The 18199-nt window shown below is 52.8% G+C and carries 11 protein-coding genes, 2 tRNA genes, 3 rRNA genes and 1 pseudogene; 11 read left to right on the top strand and 6 right to left on the bottom strand.

All coding sequences use genetic code 11. The features are described from left to right. The first annotated feature begins 172 nt into the window (after window positions 1-172). The 5 genes and pseudogenes from trxC (at window position 173) to ACX1CU_RS05495 (ending at window position 5966) form a co-directional block, all read left to right on the top strand. Window positions 173-592: a thioredoxin TrxC gene (gene trxC / locus ACX1CU_RS05515; RefSeq protein ID WP_459401598.1), complete on the top strand. Its 420-nt coding sequence runs from the start codon at window positions 173-175 to the stop codon at window positions 590-592. Window positions 593-703: 111 nt separating this feature from the next. After that, window positions 704-1408: a tRNA-uridine aminocarboxypropyltransferase gene (locus ACX1CU_RS05510; protein ID WP_459401597.1), complete on the top strand. Its 705-nt coding sequence runs from the start codon at window positions 704-706 to the stop codon at window positions 1406-1408. A gap of 55 nt (window positions 1409-1463) precedes the next feature. Then, window positions 1464-4115 carry a bifunctional acetate--CoA ligase family protein/GNAT family N-acetyltransferase gene (locus tag ACX1CU_RS05505; RefSeq protein WP_459401596.1) on the top strand — a complete coding sequence of 884 codons (2652 nt, stop codon included), beginning with the start codon at window positions 1464-1466 and terminating at the stop codon, window positions 4113-4115. Window positions 4116-4266: 151 nt separating this feature from the next. Next, entirely contained in the window at window positions 4267-5622 is a 1356-nt protein-coding gene (gene pssA / locus ACX1CU_RS05500; protein ID WP_459401595.1) for a CDP-diacylglycerol--serine O-phosphatidyltransferase, read from the top strand. Window positions 5623-5674: 52 nt separating this feature from the next. Next, window positions 5675-5966: pseudogene (locus tag ACX1CU_RS05495) on the top strand (hypothetical protein). A 72-nt stretch (window positions 5967-6038) separates the two neighbouring features. Here ACX1CU_RS05495 and rrf read toward each other — a convergent pair. The 6 genes from rrf to gmhB all read right to left on the bottom strand — a co-directional run bounded on the left by rrf (window position 6039) and on the right by gmhB (window position 12268). Further along, window positions 6039-6154 (bottom strand): 5S ribosomal RNA (gene rrf / locus ACX1CU_RS05490). A gap of 122 nt (window positions 6155-6276) precedes the next feature. Beyond that, window positions 6277-9185: ribosomal RNA gene (locus ACX1CU_RS05485) — 23S ribosomal RNA — on the bottom strand. Between the two features lie 224 nt (window positions 9186-9409). Further along, window positions 9410-9485: transfer RNA gene (locus ACX1CU_RS05480), tRNA-Ala, on the bottom strand. 111 nt (window positions 9486-9596) lie between these two features. After that, a tRNA-Ile gene (locus ACX1CU_RS05475) sits at window positions 9597-9673 on the bottom strand. Window positions 9674-9748: 75 nt separating this feature from the next. Next, window positions 9749-11291: ribosomal RNA gene (locus ACX1CU_RS05470) — 16S ribosomal RNA — on the bottom strand. Together the 16S, 23S and 5S rRNA genes with 2 tRNA genes alongside form the textbook arrangement of a ribosomal RNA operon. Window positions 11292-11704: 413 nt before the next feature. Beyond that, the gene (gmhB, locus tag ACX1CU_RS05465) at window positions 11705-12268 is read right to left on the bottom strand and encodes a D-glycero-beta-D-manno-heptose 1,7-bisphosphate 7-phosphatase (protein ID WP_459401594.1); all 564 of its coding nucleotides are present in this window, start codon (window positions 12266-12268) and stop codon (window positions 11705-11707) included. A gap of 187 nt (window positions 12269-12455) precedes the next feature. Here gmhB and metN point away from each other — a divergent pair, with 187 nt between their 5' ends. The 6 genes from metN (at window position 12456) to proS (ending at window position 18088) form a co-directional block, all read left to right on the top strand. Further along, complete coding sequence (gene metN, locus ACX1CU_RS05460; protein ID WP_459401593.1) at window positions 12456-13487, top strand: methionine ABC transporter ATP-binding protein MetN; 1032 nt, start codon at window positions 12456-12458, stop codon at window positions 13485-13487. Continuing rightward, window positions 13480-14133 (top strand): methionine ABC transporter permease MetI, encoded by a 654-nt coding sequence (locus ACX1CU_RS05455; RefSeq protein ID WP_459401592.1) that lies wholly within the window; start codon window positions 13480-13482, stop codon window positions 14131-14133. Before metN ends, ACX1CU_RS05455 begins: the two co-directional genes overlap by 8 nt. 73 nt (window positions 14134-14206) lie before the next feature. Next, a complete protein-coding gene (locus ACX1CU_RS05450; protein ID WP_459401591.1) occupies window positions 14207-15022 on the top strand; it encodes a MetQ/NlpA family lipoprotein in 816 nt (271 codons plus the stop codon). 114 nt (window positions 15023-15136) lie between these two features. Further along, on the top strand, window positions 15137-15541 hold the full coding sequence (rcsF, locus tag ACX1CU_RS05445; RefSeq protein WP_459401590.1) for an Rcs stress response system protein RcsF: 405 nt from the start codon (window positions 15137-15139) through the stop codon (window positions 15539-15541). Then, complete coding sequence (tsaA, locus tag ACX1CU_RS05440; RefSeq protein ID WP_459401589.1) at window positions 15538-16245, top strand: tRNA (N6-threonylcarbamoyladenosine(37)-N6)-methyltransferase TrmO; 708 nt, start codon at window positions 15538-15540, stop codon at window positions 16243-16245. Before rcsF ends, tsaA begins: the two co-directional genes overlap by 4 nt. A gap of 124 nt (window positions 16246-16369) precedes the next feature. After that, window positions 16370-18088 (top strand): proline--tRNA ligase, encoded by a 1719-nt coding sequence (gene proS / locus ACX1CU_RS05435; RefSeq protein ID WP_459401588.1) that lies wholly within the window; start codon window positions 16370-16372, stop codon window positions 18086-18088. The last annotated feature ends 111 nt before the right edge of the window (window positions 18089-18199 follow it).

Below are 18199 nucleotides of genomic sequence, written 5' to 3'. Positions count from 1 at the left end.
CGCGAAGATTACCTGATGTTGGTACGCTAAGCCACCAACTTGCGTAAAAGCCAGCAACTATCACACTCATTGAACAAATCACTTTGTTCAATGCGCCGCTTTTGCCGATAATAAGTAACATTGAGCATACATATTCGCAGCCTGTACTGCTGCGCCAGCACCCGAGGTAACCATGAATACAGTTTGTGCAGCGTGCAATGCCATCAACCGCGTCCCTGAAGAGCGCTTGGCCGATGGCGCTAAATGTGGCCGCTGCGGCCATGAATTGTTCAACGGCGAAGTGATCAACGCCACGGCCGCGACGCTTGACCATCTGTTGCAGGATGATCTGCCGGTGGTGGTCGATTTCTGGGCCCCATGGTGTGGCCCGTGCCGCAGCTTCGCCCCTATCTTTGAAGATGTGGCCGAAGAACGTGCCGGCAAGGTGCGCTTCGTGAAGGTCAACACCGAAGCTGAACCCGAACTGAGCGCCCGTTTCCACATTCGCAGCATTCCTACCATCATGATGTTCCGTGAAGGCAAAATGGTCGATATGCTCAACGGCGCCATGCCGAAAACGCCATTTGATAACTGGCTCAACGATTTAGTTTAACGCAAAAAACCTGGCTACGCCGCCCATTGTTTAGCGTGCCAGTTAAAGCCCGAGTGGTTCTCCCACCGGGCTTTTTTCTGCGCTACAATAGCGGTTTTTCTCAGGATCGTTATGACCGACAACGCCGTACTTCGCCTACGCCAATTCCGTTTAGCCAATGCTACCCGCCCATTTCGGGCTCGCGGCTGCCGCGCAGTGCGTTGTCAACATTGCCTGCTGCCACAGCAAAACTGCCTGTGCGCCACCATCAAACCGCAGTTGGCCAACAGCCGCTTCTGCCTGATCATGTTCGGAGCCGAACCGCTCAAGCCCAGTAATACCGGCCGCCTGATCGCCGATATCCTGCCAGATACCCAGGCATTTCTCTGGTCGCGTACCGAAATCGATCCAGGATTAATTGAGGCGATTAACGATCCTGCACGCCAGCCTTACGTGGTATTCCCAGCTTCCTATGCCGATCCCGATCGCCCGGTGTTCAGTGAATTACCCAGCGGCGGGAAGCCCCCTTTGTTTATCATGCTTGATGGCACCTGGTCTGAAGCGCGCAAGATGTTCCGCAAAAGCCCGTATCTGAATCAGTTCCCGGTCTTCTCGCTGAACGTGCTGGCCGCTTCCGGTTATCAACTGCGCGAAGCCAGCCGCACCGAGCAGCACTGCACCGCCGAAGTGGCCGCAGCGTTGTTGCAACAGGCAGGGGACGAACAGGCTGCAACCGGCCTTGCTGAGCATTTCAATTATTTCCGCGAGCAGTATCTGGCGGGGAAACCTCACCGCCCAGAGGCACCGGTCACAGCAAACCTGCCACAAAGCACCTAAAATCAAGCGATAAGTCGCATACACACAAAGATCCAGGGGATATCAGGAGCCATATATGAGCCAGCGAGGGTTAGAAGCACTGTTACGCCCGAAGTCGATTGCCGTTATCGGCGCTTCACAACAATCTAATCGCGCGGGTTATCTGATGATGCGCAATCTGCTGGCCGGTGGTTTTAGCGGCCCGATTTTACCGGTGACGCCACGTTACAAAGCCGTGTGCGGCGTCATGGCTTATCCAGACATTACCAGCCTGCCGCTGACCCCCGATCTGGCCGTGCTGTGCGTCAACGCCCAACGTAACCTGCAATTGATTGAAGCGTTGGGTGAGCGTGGTTGCAAAGCGGCGATCGTGCTCTCTGCCCCGCATCAGCAATTTGCCGAACTCAAAGCCACCGCACAGCGTTATTCAATGCGGTTGCTCGGGCCAAACAGCCTGGGCCTGCTGGCGCCATGGCAAGGCATTAACGCTAGCTTCTCACCGGTTCCTATTCAAAAAGGCAAACTGGCGTTCATTTCCCAGTCGGCCGCCGTGGCCAATACCGTTTTGGACTGGGCACAGCAGCGTGAGGTTGGCTTCTCCTATTTCATCGCGCTGGGCGACAGCCTGGATATCGACGTTGACGATCTGCTCGACTTCCTGGCGCGCGACAGCAAAACCAGCGCCATTCTGTTGTACCTGGAAAATATCAGTGATGCGCGGCGTTTCCTTTCTGCCTCGCGCAGCGCCTCACGCAATAAACCGATCTTGGTGATCAAAAGCGGCCGCAGCCAGCAGGCACAGCTGTTGCTTAACAGCCAGCAAGGGCTGGATGCCGCCTATGATGCCGCTATCCAGCGCGCCGGTTTGCTGCGCGTGCAGGATACCCATGAGCTGTTTTCCGCCGTGGAAACCTTAAGCCATATGCACCCGCTGCGCGGCGAGCGGCTGATGATTATCAGCAATGGCGCAGCGCCAGCAGCCATGGCGCTGGACGAGTTGCTGGCGCGCAACGGCAAGCTGGCTGTGCTGACGGAAGAAACACAGGAGAAGCTCAAGGCAGCCCTGCCGGAGTTTGTCCAGGCCAGCAATCCAATCGACCTGCGTGATGACGCCACGCCACAACGTTATCTGGCGGCACTGCAACCGCTGCTCGATAGCCACGATTACGATGCACTGCTGCTGATCCACGCCCCTAGCGCGGCGTCACCGGGGACTGAAACCGCTGAACGGCTGATCGAGGCCATACGGCAGCACCCGCGCGGTAAACGTATTACGTTGCTGACCAACTGGTGTGGGGAGTATTCCTCGCAGGAGGCCCGCCGTCAGTTTACCGAAGCCGGGATCCCCACCTATCGCACGCCAGAAGGTGCCGTCACTGCTTTTATGCATATGGTGGAATACCGTCGCAACCAGAAACAGTTGAAAGAAACCCCGGCTCTGCCCGTCGGGCTCACCGCCAATACCGCCGATGCACACCGGTTGATCGATCGGGCGCTGGCAGAAGGGGCAACTCAGCTCGACACGCACGAAGTACAGCCGATCCTGCAAGCTTACGGCCTCAGCACCTTACCCACCTGGATTGCCGGTGACAGCGCCGAAGCGGTGCATATTGCCGAACAGATTGGCTATCCGGTGGCGCTGAAGCTACGTTCGCCTGATATTCCGCACAAATCTGAAGTACAGGGCGTGATGCTCTATCTACGCACCGCCATCGAAGTACAGCGCGCGGCAGAAGCGATCCTCGATCGCGTGAAACGTACTTACCCACAGGCGCGTATTCACGGGCTATTGGTGCAGAGCATGGCCAATCGGGCCGGAGCTCAGGAGTTACATATTGCCGTAGAGCAAGACGCCATCTTCGGGCCGTTGATTATGCTGGGTGAAGGCGGGGTCGAATGGCGGCAAGAGAATCAGGTTGCCGTCGCACTGCCGCCGTTGAATATGGCGCTGGCGCGCTATCTGGTCTTGCAGGCGGTGAAAGGGGGCAAAATCCGTAGCCGTAGTGCCTTGCGCCCGCTCGACATTCCTGGGTTAAGCCGTCTGTTAGTTCAGGTATCCAACCTGATCCTGGATTGCCCCCAGATCTCACGTTTGGATATTCATCCGGTATTGGCTTCCGGCAGCGAATTCACCCTGCTGGATGTGTCGATGCAGCTCGCCCCTTTCAGCGGCGATCCACAAACGCGGCTGGCCATCCGCCCATATCCGCATGAGTTGGAAGAAACCATCACGCTGAAAGATGGTTCACAATGCCTGTTCCGCCCGATCCTGCCGGAAGACGAACCGGCGCTGAAGCACTTTATCGATCACGTCACCAAAGAAGATCTCTACTACCGCTACTTCAGTGAGATCAACGAGTTTAGCCATGACGATTTGGCTAACATGACGCAAATCGACTACGATCGAGAGATGGCTTTCGTGGCCGTGCGTAACGGTGAGGAAATTATTGGCGTCACCCGTGCGCTCTCCGACCCGGATAATACCGACGCAGAATTCGCCGTGCTGGTGCGCTCGGATCTGAAAGGCTTAGGCCTTGGCAGGCAGCTCATGGTGAAATTGATCGGCTACGCCCGCACACGTGGTCTGACTCGCCTGATCGGGATTACAATGCCAAATAACCGGGGTATGGTAACGCTCGCGCAAAAGCTTGGCTTTGCGGTCGACGTTCAAATTGATGAAGGGATTGTCAATTTAACCCTGCCGCTACAAACCACCGTAACGCCGTGACCTCTGCCGCAATGCGCTACGAATCCATAACTTAACGCCAAAAAATACGCGCAATGGGGCAAGTAGTGGTATTATCCTCGGTTATTCGAATGACGGTTTTAATGCGAGTGGCATTCCGGCCATCCAAACATGAGAGAAGAAGCGCACTGTGATGTTGTCAAAATTTAAACGTAGTAAACATCAACAACACCTTGCACAACTGCCCAAACTCCCCCAGACGGTTGCTGATGTCCGTACCCTTTATGCGCCTGCCGATTTCCGCACCACGCTGCTGGAATCGATCGCTAATGCTACAACGCGTATTTATCTGGTCGCGCTCTATCTGGAGCATGACGATGCTGGCCGCGATATCCTTGAAGCGCTTTATCAGGCCAAACAGCAGCGCCCAGAGTTGGAAATTTGTGTTCTGGTCGATTGGCATCGTGCTCAGCGCGGGCGTATCGGTGCGGCGGCAACCAATACCAATGCGGATTGGTACTGCGCTATGGCAGCACAGCACCCACAGATTTCGGTTCCAGTTTACGGCGTTCCGGTTAATACCCGTGAAGCCTTGGGCGTGTTGCATTTAAAGGGCTTTGTGATTGATGATACCGTCATTTACAGCGGCGCCAGTATTAATGATGTCTATCTGCATCAACACGATAAGTACCGATACGATCGCTACCAGTTAATCACCAACGCGATACTGGCTGATACCCTGATCGATTACATCAAGCAACATCTGCTGATCGCCGGTGCTGTGCAGCGCCTTGATCGTGACGATCGGCCAAAAAGCCCGGAGATCAAGAACGAAACCCGTATGTTCCGCTTTGCCCTGCGTCGCGCCAGTTATCAGTTTCGCGGTAATGCTGGCAATGATGAACTGGCGGTAACTCCGCTGGTCGGGCTGGGTAAGCAGAGCATACTGAATAAAACCATTCACCATCTGATGGCCAGTGCCGATCAGAAACTGACGCTGTGCACGCCTTATTTCAACCTGCCAGCCCTGCTGGTGCGCAATATCATTTATCTGTTACGCCAAGGGAAGCAGGTGGAAATTATCGTAGGCGATAAAACCGCTAATGATTTTTACATTCCTGAAGATCAGCCGTTCAAAATTATCGGTGCACTGCCCTATCTGTACGAAATCAATCTGCGCCGTTTCCTGAGCCGCCTACAGCGCTATGTCGATACTGGGCAGCTTATCGTGCGCCTGTGGAAAGATGGCGATAACAGTTATCACCTGAAAGGCATGTGGGTGGATGATGAGTGGCAATTAATCACCGGTAACAATCTTAACCCGCGCGCCTGGCGGCTGGATTTAGAGAATGCGATCCTGATCCACGATCCTAAACAGCAAACGAGGGAACAGCGTCACAAAGAGCTAGAGATGATCCGGACTCATACCACTGTGGTCGACAACTATCTCGATCTACAGAGTATCCAGCAATATCCGGTGAAAGTACGCAAACTGATCCGCCGCTTGCGCCGCATTCGTATCGATAGATTGATTAGCCGTATATTGTAACCCCACTATAATCTTCAGCGCAGCCCGGCAATGCCGGGCTTTTTTGTACACAATGAACCCCTTCGTCTGTTTTATCCTCCTTCCAGTTCTGTTCTGCACAAGTGACTGCGCACATATGGCCAATGATCGCTGGACGGGGAAAGATAAAGCTCAGCACTTCGTTGCCTATGCGGCCTTTTCCGCTGCTGGAGCGTCGTCAGCCTGTCATTTTCTACCGGCCTTGGTGCAGCCAAAGAGCTGTATGACAGCCGCGAAGGCGACACCAGTTGGAGTTGGAAGGAGATTTTGCCTGGGATGTGGCAAGCGCAGCTACTGGCTATAGCATTTGTCATCGCGCACGCTAAGCTACTAGAGCTGTTTTTAGCACATAGCAAAAAGCCCCATGCTTTCGCATGAGGCTTTCTACTTTGTTTGATGCCTGGCAGTGTCCTACTCTCGCATGGGGAGACCCCACACTACCATCGGCGCTACGGCGTTTCACTTCTGAGTTCGGCATGGGGTCAGGTGGGACCACCGCGCTATTGCCGCCAGGCAAATTCTGTTTCATTCCAGGCCGTTACATGTCTTTACACGTAACCACCAGAACCAATCTAAGAACATCGCTGAAAATCAAAACTTATATTCTGTCTCTCACTAAAACACCTTCGGTGTTGTAAGGTTAAGCCTCACGGTTCATTAGTACTGGTTAGCTCAATGCATCGCTGCACTTACACACCCAGCCTATCAACGTCTTAGTCTTAAACGTTCCTTTAGGGTCCTCAAGGGACCAGGGAAGACTCATCTCGAGGCAAGTTTCGCGCTTAGATGCTTTCAGCGCTTATCTTTTCCGCACTTAGCTACCGGGCAGTGCCATTGGCATGACAACCCGAACACCAGTGGTGCGTTCACTCCGGTCCTCTCGTACTAGGAGCAACCCCTCTCAATCTTCCAACGCCCACGGCAGATAGGGACCGAACTGTCTCACGACGTTCTAAACCCAGCTCGCGTACCACTTTAAATGGCGAACAGCCATACCCTTGGGACCTACTTCAGCCCCAGGATGTGATGAGCCGACATCGAGGTGCCAAACACCGCCGTCGATATGAACTCTTGGGCGGTATCAGCCTGTTATCCCCGGAGTACCTTTTATCCGTTGAGCGATGGCCCTTCCATTCAGAACCACCGGATCACTAAGACCTACTTTCGTACCTGCTCGAGCCGTCACTCTCGCAGTCAAGCTAGCTTATGCCTTTGCACTAACCTCACGATGTCCGACCGTGATTAGCTAACCTTCGTGCTCCTCCGTTACTCTTTGGGAGGAGACCGCCCCAGTCAAACTACCCACCAGACACTGTCCTCACCCCAGATTATGGGGCCGAGTTAGAACATCAAACATTAAAGGGTGGTATTTCAAGGTTGGCTCCATGCAGACTGGCGTCCACACTTCGATGCCTCCCACCTATCCTACACATCAAGGCTCAATGTTCAGTGTCAAGCTATAGTAAAGGTTCACGGGGTCTTTCCGTCTTGCCGCGGGTACACTGCATCTTCACAGCGAGTTCAATTTCACTGAGTCTCGGGTGGAGACAGCCTGGCCATCATTACGCCATTCGTGCAGGTCGGAACTTACCCGACAAGGAATTTCGCTACCTTAGGACCGTTATAGTTACGGCCGCCGTTTACTGGGGCTTCGATCAAGAGCTTCGCGTTGCCGCTAACCCCATCAATTAACCTTCCAGCACCGGGCAGGCGTCACACCGTATACGTCCACTTTCGTGTTTGCACAGTGCTGTGTTTTTATTAAACAGTTGCAGCCAGCTGGTATCTGCGACTGGCTTCAGCTCCGAGAGCAAGTCTCTTCACCTACGCGCCAGCGTGCCTTTTCCCGAAGTTACGGCACCATTTTGCCTAGTTCCTTCACCCGAGTTCTCTCAAGCGCCTGGGTATTCTCTACCTGACCACCTGTGTCGGTTTGGGGTACGATTCTGTGTTACCTGGAGCTTAGAGGCTTTTCCTGGAAGCTTGGCATCAACCACTTCTGCACCGTAGTGCATCGTCATCACGCCTCAGGGTTGGATAAGAGAACGGATTTACCAATTCTCTCCCCCTACACGCTTAAACCGGGACAACCGTCGCCCGGCTAGCCTAGCCTTCTCCGTCCCCCCTTCGCAGTAACACCGAGTACGGGAATATTAACCCGTTTCCCATCGACTACGCCTTTCGGCCTCGCCTTAGGGGTCGACTCACCCTGCCCCGATTAACGTTGGACAGGAACCCTTGGTCTTCCGGCGAGCGGGTTTTTCACCCGCTTTATCGTTACTTATGTCAGCATTCGCACTTCTGATACCTCCAGCAGCCCTCACAGACCACCTTCAACGGCTTACAGAACGCTCCCCTACCCAACAACGCCTAAGCGTCGCTGCCGCAGCTTCGGTGCATGGTTTAGCCCCGTTACATCTTCCGCGCAGGCCGACTCGACCAGTGAGCTATTACGCTTTCTTTAAATGATGGCTGCTTCTAAGCCAACATCCTGGCTGTCTATGCCTTCCCACATCGTTTCCCACTTAACCATGACTTTGGGACCTTAGCTGGCGGTCTGGGTTGTTTCCCTCTTCACGACGGACGTTAGCACCCGCCGTGTGTCTCCCGTGATAACATTCTTCGGTATTCGGAGTTTGCATCGGGTTGGTAAGCCGGGATGGCCCCCTAGCCGAAACAGTGCTCTACCCCCGAAGATGAGTTCACGAGGCGCTACCTAAATAGCTTTCGGGGAGAACCAGCTATCTCCCGGTTTGATTGGCCTTTCACCCCCAGCCACAAGTCATCCGCTAATTTTTCAACATTAGTCGGTTCGGTCCTCCAGTTAGTGTTACCCAACCTTCAACCTGCCCATGGCTAGATCACCGGGTTTCGGGTCTATACCTTGCAACTAGACGCCCAGTTAAGACTCGGTTTCCCTACGGCTCCCCTATTCGGTTAACCTTGCTACAAAATATAAGTCGCTGACCCATTATACAAAAGGTACGCAGTCACCCAACTAGTAGGCTCCCACTGCTTGTACGTACACGGTTTCAGGTTCTATTTCACTCCCCTCGCCGGGGTTCTTTTCGCCTTTCCCTCACGGTACTGGTTCACTATCGGTCAGTCAGGAGTATTTAGCCTTGGAGGATGGTCCCCCCATATTCAGACAGGATGTCACGTGTCCCGCCCTACTCATCGAACTCACAGTGCATGCATTTTAGTGTACGGGGCTATCACCCTTTACTGCGCGACTTTCCAGACGCTTCCACTAACACACCCACTGATTCAGGTTCTGGGCTCTTCCCCGTTCGCTCGCCGCTACTGGGGGAATCTCGGTTGATTTCTTTTCCTCGGGGTACTTAGATGTTTCAGTTCCCCCGGTTCGCCTCGTATGGCTATGTATTCACCATACGATAGTGCAACGAATTGCACTGGGTTTCCCCATTCGGGTATTGCCGGTTGTAACGCTTCATATCAGCTTACCGACACTTTTCGCAGATTAGCACGCCCTTCATCGCCTCTGACTGCCTAGGCATCCACCGTGTACGCTTAGTCACTTAACCTCACAACCCGAAGGTGTTTCCTGTAAACAGGAGACAACCGTCGTGCTGTAAACAATTGAGAGACTCTCTGACAGGTTAGTCCTTACCCCAATAACGCTACGGAGGGATAAGTTTCAGCTGTCAGGTTTCAATTTTCAGCTTGTTCCAGATTGTTAAAGAGCAAAATACTTCGCAGCATACTGTTGCCAGTACACTCTGAAGTATTATCAAGGACTATATGGATATGGTGGAGCTAAGCGGGATCGAACCGCTGACCTCCTGCGTGCAAGGCAGGCGCTCTCCCAGCTGAGCTATAGCCCCATACAGTCACTTGCAGAAATCTTTATTACCACTCGCGGCGAATTACAGTCTTTCCCTTTCAGGAAACCTGTTCATCCGTGCTCAGCCCATAATGCAGCATAAGTGCGAATTTGGTAGGCCTGAGTGGACTTGAACCACCGACCTCACCCTTATCAGGGGTGCGCTCTAACCACCTGAGCTACAAGCCTATAAAGATTTTTCTGCTCGTTACTTTTTCATCAGACAATCTGTTGTGAGCACTCACTCGATGCAATATCGTTAGGTAAGGAGGTGATCCAACCGCAGGTTCCCCTACGGTTACCTTGTTACGACTTCACCCCAGTCATGAATCACAAAGTGGTAAGCGCCCTCCCGAAGGTTAAGCTACCTACTTCTTTTGCAACCCACTCCCATGGTGTGACGGGCGGTGTGTACAAGGCCCGGGAACGTATTCACCGTAGCATTCTGATCTACGATTACTAGCGATTCCGACTTCATGGAGTCGAGTTGCAGACTCCAATCCGGACTACGACATACTTTATGAGGTCCGCTGGCTCTCGCGAGTTTGCTTCTCTTTGTATATGCCATTGTAGCACGTGTGTAGCCCTACTCGTAAGGGCCATGATGACTTGACGTCATCCCCACCTTCCTCCGGTTTATCACCGGCAGTCTCCTTTGAGTTCCCACCATGACGTGCTGGCAACAAAGGATAAGGGTTGCGCTCGTTGCGGGACTTAACCCAACATTTCACAACACGAGCTGACGACAGCCATGCAGCACCTGTCTCACGGTTCCCGAAGGCACCAAGCCATCTCTGGCAAGTTCCGTGGATGTCAAGAGTAGGTAAGGTTCTTCGCGTTGCATCGAATTAAACCACATGCTCCACCGCTTGTGCGGGCCCCCGTCAATTCATTTGAGTTTTAACCTTGCGGCCGTACTCCCCAGGCGGTCGACTTAACGCGTTAGCTCCGGAAGCCACGCCTCAAGGGCACAACCTCCAAGTCGACATCGTTTACAGCGTGGACTACCAGGGTATCTAATCCTGTTTGCTCCCCACGCTTTCGCACCTGAGCGTCAGTCTTTGTCCAGGGGGCCGCCTTCGCCACCGGTATTCCTCCAGATCTCTACGCATTTCACCGCTACACCTGGAATTCTACCCCCCTCTACAAGACTCTAGCTTGCCAGTTTCAAATGCAGTTCCCACGTTAAGCGCGGGGATTTCACATCTGACTTAACAAACCGCCTGCGTGCGCTTTACGCCCAGTAATTCCGATTAACGCTTGCACCCTCCGTATTACCGCGGCTGCTGGCACGGAGTTAGCCGGTGCTTCTTCTGCGAGTAACGTCAATGTGATGCGCTATTAACACACCACCCTTCCTCCTCGCTGAAAGTGCTTTACAACCCGAAGGCCTTCTTCACACACGCGGCATGGCTGCATCAGGCTTGCGCCCATTGTGCAATATTCCCCACTGCTGCCTCCCGTAGGAGTCTGGACCGTGTCTCAGTTCCAGTGTGGCTGGTCATCCTCTCAGACCAGCTAGGGATCGTCGCCTAGGTGAGCCATTACCTCACCTACTAGCTAATCCCATCTGGGCACATCCGATGGTGTGAGGCCCGAAGGTCCCCCACTTTGGTCCGAAGACGTTATGCGGTATTAGCTACCGTTTCCAGTAGTTATCCCCCTCCATCGGGCAGTTTCCCAGACATTACTCACCCGTCCGCCGCTCGCCGGCAAAGTAGCAAGCTACTTTCCGCTGCCGCTCGACTTGCATGTGTTAGGCCTGCCGCCAGCGTTCAATCTGAGCCATGATCAAACTCTTCAATTAAAAGTTCGATTTGCTTTAACAAGTAAAGCGATGCTCAAAGATTACTTTCTGCAAATGCATTGCCCTTGCGGGTCAATGTATACTGCTTTGGTCACTCTTCAAGACTTGATATTTTTTTGCCACCGAGGTGGCTGGATATCGTCTTGTGAGTGCCCACACAGATTGTCTGATAAATTGTTAAAGAGCAGTGAGTTACGCGCTTTCGCTTGCTAACTCGAGGTGGCGTATACTACGCCTTCCTCTTTCAGAGTCAACCTTAATTTTCAGGTTTTTTCTCTGCGACCCCCGGAGACTCTGTGAAGTTATTCACATGTTCCGTGTCGATGGAGGCGCATTATAGGGAGCTGACTCAGAATGACAAGAAATTATATTCACTTTTCTTCTGACCGCTCACTATTCATGCACAATGCGGGTTAAACCCGCTTTCTGATGGCTTCCGGCAGGTCTTGCAGGCCATTTAGCACCCAATCAGCCGCCTTTTCGCCTTCTTCCGTTACTGGTTTACCGGTGCGAACCAACACTTTAGTACCCACGCCCACCGCCGCCGCTGCCTGCATGTCTTCGATTTTGTCACCCACCATATAAGAAGCTGCCAGATCGATATTCAATTCTTTTTGCGCCAGTAGCAACATACCGGGCTGCGGTTTGCGGCAGTCACATGTTTGACGGTATTCTTCTATTAATGCTTCTGGGTGATGTGGGCAAAAGTAAATGCCGTCCAGATCGACATCACGATCGGCCAGCGACCAGTCCATCCATTCGGTCAGACGCATAAACTGGTCTTCGCTGAATTTGCCGCGAGCGATACCTGACTGGTTGGTGACTAGCACCAGCGCGAAACCCATATTTTTCAGTTCACGGCATGCATCAATCACACCATCAATAAATTGGAAGTCATCTATTTCATGGACATATCCATGGTCCACATTAATCGTACCATCACGATCTAAGAAAATTGCTGGAACGCGTTGTGTCACCGGTCTGCTCCTGAGGGTCTGAAAACGCGTACAGTATCGCATGTTTTACCGCAGACTGAGAACGCTGAAGAACAGCGTTAACGTTGACTTGGACGTCTAGACGCCTTAACATCTGACTCATACCTTGGCTCTGACCAGGGTTTACTTTTATCTAGCCACGGGCAACCACGCTAAAAATAAGAAGAATATGATTAAACTTTCCAACATCACCAAAGTGTTCCAGCAGGGATCGCGCACCATCAGCGCGCTTTCCGACGTGAGCCTTCACGTCCCTGCCGGGCAGATTTACGGCGTTATCGGTGCCTCGGGTGCCGGTAAGAGTACGCTGATCCGCTGCGCCAACATGCTTGAGCGTCCCACTTCCGGTACCGTATTGGTCGATGGGCAGGACCTGACCTCCCTGTCTGAACGCGAACTGACACGTGCACGCCGTCAGATTGGCATGATATTCCAGCACTTTAACCTGCTCTCTTCACGCACGGTATTTGGCAACGTGTCGTTGCCGCTGGAATTGGATAATACCCCGCGCAGTGAAATCAAAAAACGCGTTGCCGAGTTACTGGAACTGGTAGGTTTGTCAGACAAGCACGATGCCTACCCAGCCAATCTGTCAGGTGGACAGAAACAGCGCGTGGCGATTGCCCGTGCCTTGGCCAGCAACCCTAAAGTGCTGCTGTGTGACGAAGCCACCAGCGCACTCGATCCGGCTACCACGCGTTCCATTCTCGAATTGCTGAAGGATATTAACCGCCGCCTTGGGCTGACCATTCTGTTGATCACTCATGAAATGGACGTAGTGAAACGCATCTGCGATCAGGTTGCCGTCATCAGCCAGGGGCAACTGATTGAAAAAGACAGCGTCAGCGAAGTGTTCTCTCATCCGAAGACACCGTTGGCCCAGCAGTTTATCCAATCCACCCTGCATCTGGATATTCCAGATGACTACGCCAAACGCTTGATGCCGGAACGCAGTGGCAATCATCAACCGCTGTTGCGCCTGGAATTCACCGGTCAGTCGGTTGATGCACCGCTGCTGTCCGAAGCAGCCCGTCGTTTCAACGTCAATAACAACATTATCAGCGCGCAAATGGACTATGCCGGTGGGGTGAAGTTCGGCGTGATGCTGGCTGAGCTACATGGTTCTGACGAAGACGCACAGGCAACGATTAAGTTCCTACAGGAAAATCAGGTAAAAGTAGAGGTTCTGGGTTATGTCTGAGGCAATGATGTGGTTAATGGTACGTGGAGTTTGGGAAACCGTCACGATGACCTTTGTCTCGGGCTTCTTCGGCTTCGTGCTCGGCTTGCCGGTTGGTGTGCTATTGTACGTTACCCGTCCTGGGCAAATTATTGCCAACAATACCCTGTATAAAACCTTGTCTGGGTTGGTGAACATTTTCCGTTCCATCCCCTTCATTATATTGTTGGTGTGGATGATTCCTTTTACCCGCATGATAGTCGGTACTTCTATTGGTTTGCAGGCCGCCATCGTGCCGCTGACCGTCGGCGCAGCGCCGTTTATTGCCCGTATGGTAGAAAACGCCCTGCTGGAGATCCCATCTGGGCTGATTGAAGCTGCCCGTGCGATGGGTGCCACGCCAATGCAAATCATCAAGAAAGTGCTGTTGCCTGAAGCATTGCCGGGTCTGGTGAATGCGGCCACCATCACGCTGATTACTCTGGTGGGTTATTCTGCGATGGGCGGTGCCGTCGGCGCAGGAGGTTTAGGTCAAATTGGTTATCAGTATGGTTACATTGGTTATAACGCTACCGTTATGAATACGGTATTAATATTACTGGTTGTTCTGGTGTACCTGATTCAGTTCTGTGGCGACCGTATTGTTAAGGCCGTTACTCACAAATAGTTTTTACCAGCACGCTTACAGCTACTCGATAGGGTAAAGCGTATTTCATATACGAGTCTAATGAGGAAAGGATATGTCGTTAAAATTTAAATCCATTGCGGCAATCGGCGCACTGATCGGTACTCTGGCTTTGGCCGGTTGCGGTCAGGACGAAAAAAATCCAAACCATATCAAAGTGGGCGTTATCGTTGGTGCTGAACAGCAGGTGGCGGAAGTTGCCCAAAAAGTCGCAAAAGAGAAGTATGGCCTGGACGTTGAGTTGGTAACCTTCAACGATTATGTCTTGCCAAACGAAGCGTTGAGCAAAGGTGATATCGATCTGAACGCTTTCCAGCATAAACCTTACCTGGATCAGCAAATCAAAGACCGTAGCTATAAACTGGTTCCAGTCGGCAACACCTTCGTTTACCCGATTGCTGGTTACTCCAAAAAAATCAAATCTCTGGATGAGCTGAAAGAAGGTTCACAGATCGCAATACCTAACGATCCTACCAATCTGGGGCGTTCGCTGCTGCTGCTGGAGAAACAAGGCCTGATTAAACTGAAAGACGGTGTTGGCCTGCTGCCTACCGTACTGGACGTGGTGGAAAACCCGAAAAACCTGAAGCTGGTCGAACTGGAAGCACCACAGTTGCCACGTTCACTGGACGATCAGCAAATCGCCCTGGCCGTCATCAACACCACTTACGCCAGCCAGATCGGTTTAACGCCAGCCAAAGACGGTATCTTTGTTGAAGATAAAGACTCACCTTACGTCAACATCATGGTTGCTCGTGAAGATAACAAAGACGCAGAAAACGTGAAAAAATTCGTTCAGGCCTATGAGTCTGAGGAAGTCAACGAAGCAGCGAATAAAATCTTCAACGGTGGTGCAGTGAAAGGCTGGTAATCATCCATTACCTATTTTGCTCCTATATTTGCAAGACGGGCTCAGGCCCGTCTTGTTATTTCGGCCAGAGATTGTTTCAATAGCGCCACTTTTATTAAAGGCAGAGGAATGTCAATGCGTGTTTTACCTCTCTGTTTGTTAGCACTTTTGCTGGCCGGATGTTCTAAACCGAAGCCAGTCGCACCCACAACAAACAGCACCAACGCACCAGTTGCGATCGCACCGGCAAAACCAGCGCCACCAGCACGTCCAGCGCCAGTAACGCTGTATAAAAGTGCAGAGGCATTAATCGGTAAGCCTTTCCGCGACTTGGGAGAGGTTTCCGGTAGCGTCTGCCACACCAAGGCTCGTAAGAATCCACCGAGTCTTGCCTCTGCTCGCAAAAGAATGCTGCAGCGCGCTGCCAATATGAAAGCCAATGCAGTATTGCTGCATCAGTGCCAGATACTTAAAGGTGTTGCCGGTTGTTACCAGCAAGCGATTTGCCAAGGTTCTGCACTTAACGTTTCGGCCAAATGACCGAATTCGTTTTTAATCAGATCGGCATTATCCGCTCACCGTATAAAGAAAAATTCGCCGTTCCCCGTCAACCGGGGTTGGTCGAAGACGGTGGCGGAGAACTGGTGCTGCTGCCACCTTATAACCAGGCGGAAGCCGTGCGCGGCCTCAGTGAGTTCAGCCACCTCTGGGTGATGTTCATTTTCCATCAAACCATGGAGGGCGGCTGGCGGCCAACGGTCAGGCCACCACGATTGGGCGGCAATGCCCGCATGGGTGTTTTCGCTACTCGCTCAACGTTTCGCCCTAACCCACTCGGCATGTCGCTGATTGAACTGAAAGAGATCCAGATCCAAGGCGGAGAGGTCGTGTTGAAGTTAGGCAGTCTCGATCTGGTCGATGGTACGCCGGTCGTCGATATCAAACCCTACCTGCCGTTTGCCGAAAGCCATCCTCAAGCCCGTGCTGGTTTTGCTCAAACTGCACCTGCTGGCGATATGCCGGTGAGTTTTTCCCCTCAGGCAGAGCAGCAATTGCAGCAGCATCTACGTCGCCACCCCAATTTACGCCGCTTTATCAGCCAGGTACTGGCACAAGACCCCCGCCCTGCCTACCGTAAAGCGGAAGAGGCTGAGCGTGAATATGCCGTATGGTTGCTGGAGTTTAACGTGCGCTGGCGGGTTGTTGATGGGCAAACTGAAGTGTTATCACTCGACGTCCGTTAAAAATCCACCGTCTCTCTTTTGACAACCGTCCTGCGCTGGTAGACTAAACCACTTTTGAAAATTTTGGCTGCCACTCCTGCTGGCAGCCCGATGCAATTTGCAGTACTAACGGAACCAAAACATCATGCGTACTAGCCAATATCTGCTCTCCACGTTGAAGGAGACACCTGCCGATGCCGAAGTGATCAGCCACCAGCTGATGCTGCGTGCCGGGATGATCCGCAAGCTGGCCTCCGGTCTTTATACCTGGTTGCCAACCGGTCTGCGTGTTCTGAGAAAGGTTGAAAACATCGTTCGTGAAGAAATGAACAATGCTAATGCGATCGAAGTTTCCATGCCGGTCGTCCAACCGGCAGATCTGTGGCTGGAGAGCGGCCGCTGGGAGCAGTATGGCCCTGAGTTGCTGCGCTTTGTCGATCGTGGCGAACGCCCGTTCGTTCTCGGCCCGACACATGAAGAGGTGATCACCGATCTGATCCGCAATGAAATCAGCTCCTACAAACAGTTGCCGCTGAATTTCTTCCAGATCCAGACTAAATTCCGTGACGAAGTCCGCCCGCGTTTCGGCGTGATGCGTTCCCGTGAATTCCTGATGAAAGATGCCTATTCATTCCATACCACGCAGGAATCTCTGCAGGCGACCTACGAAGCCATGTACGAAGCCTACAGCAAGATCTTCAGCCGTATGGGGCTTGATTTCCGCCCAGTGCTGGCCGATACCGGTTCCATTGGCGGCAGCGCATCGCATGAATTCCAGGTGCTGGCAGACAGTGGTGAAGACGATATCGTCTTCTCTACCGATTCTGATTACGCGGCTAATATTGAGCTGGCAGAAGCGGTTGCCCCGGCGCAACCACGCGGTGCAGCTACCGAAGCACTGCGTATCGTCGATACCCCTAACGCCAAAACCATCGCCGAGCTGGTAGAGCAATTCCAGTTGCCGATCGAGAAAACGGTGAAAACCCTGCTGGTCCGTGCAACCGAAGAAAGCGGCCATAAGCTGGTTGCGCTGTTGGTACGAGGCGATCACGAACTGAACGAAATCAAGGCAGAGAAACTGCCACTGGTAGCGGCTCCGCTGACTTTCGCTACAGACGAAGAGATCCGTGCTGTGGTGGGTGCAGGCCCAGGTTCTCTCGGCCCGATCAAGATGCCAGTTCCTATAGTGATCGATCGCAGCGTAGCGGCTATGAGCGATTTCGGGGCTGGTGCCAATATCGATGCTAAACACTACTTCGGGATTAACTGGGAGCGCGATCTGCCGCTGCCACAGGTTGCCGATATCCGTAACGTTGTTGCAGGTGATGCTAGCCCGGATGGTAAAGGCACTTTGCTGATTAAACGCGGTATCGAAGTGGGTCATATCTTCCAGTTGGGCACCAAATATTCGGAAGCGATGAAAGCCACGGTACAGGGCGAAGATGGCCGTAACCAGGTTCTGACCATGGGTTGCTACGGTATTGGGGTTAGCCGCGTAGTGGCCGCCGCTATTGAGCAGAACCACGACGAGCGTGGCATTGTCTGGCCAGATGCGATTGCTCCATTCCAGGTGGCTATTCTGCCAATGAACATGCACAAGTCATTCCGCGTGCAGGCGCTGGCTGAAGAGCTTTACAACCAGCTGCGCTCTCACGGCATCGACGTTATTCTTGATGACCGTAAAGAACGCCCTGGCGTGATGTTTGCCGATATGGAACTGATCGGCGTGCCGCATTCCATCGTGATTGGCGATCGCAACCTCGACAGTGAAGAAATTGAGTACAAAAATCGCCGGATTGGCGAGAAGCAGATGATTAAAACCGGCGAAATCGTTGATTTCCTGCTGGCCCAAATCAAACGCTAGCATTCCCAATACGGTATGAAAAACACCCTGTTTATACCCAAAGTACTTGGAGTTGCAGGTAGGCGGCAACTGAGCGAATCCCGATGAGCTTACTCAAGTAAGTGATTCGGG

The sequence above is a fragment of the Serratia sp. D1N4 genome (genome assembly GCF_054552755.1).
This window is presented reverse-complemented; position numbering and strand designations above follow the sequence as displayed.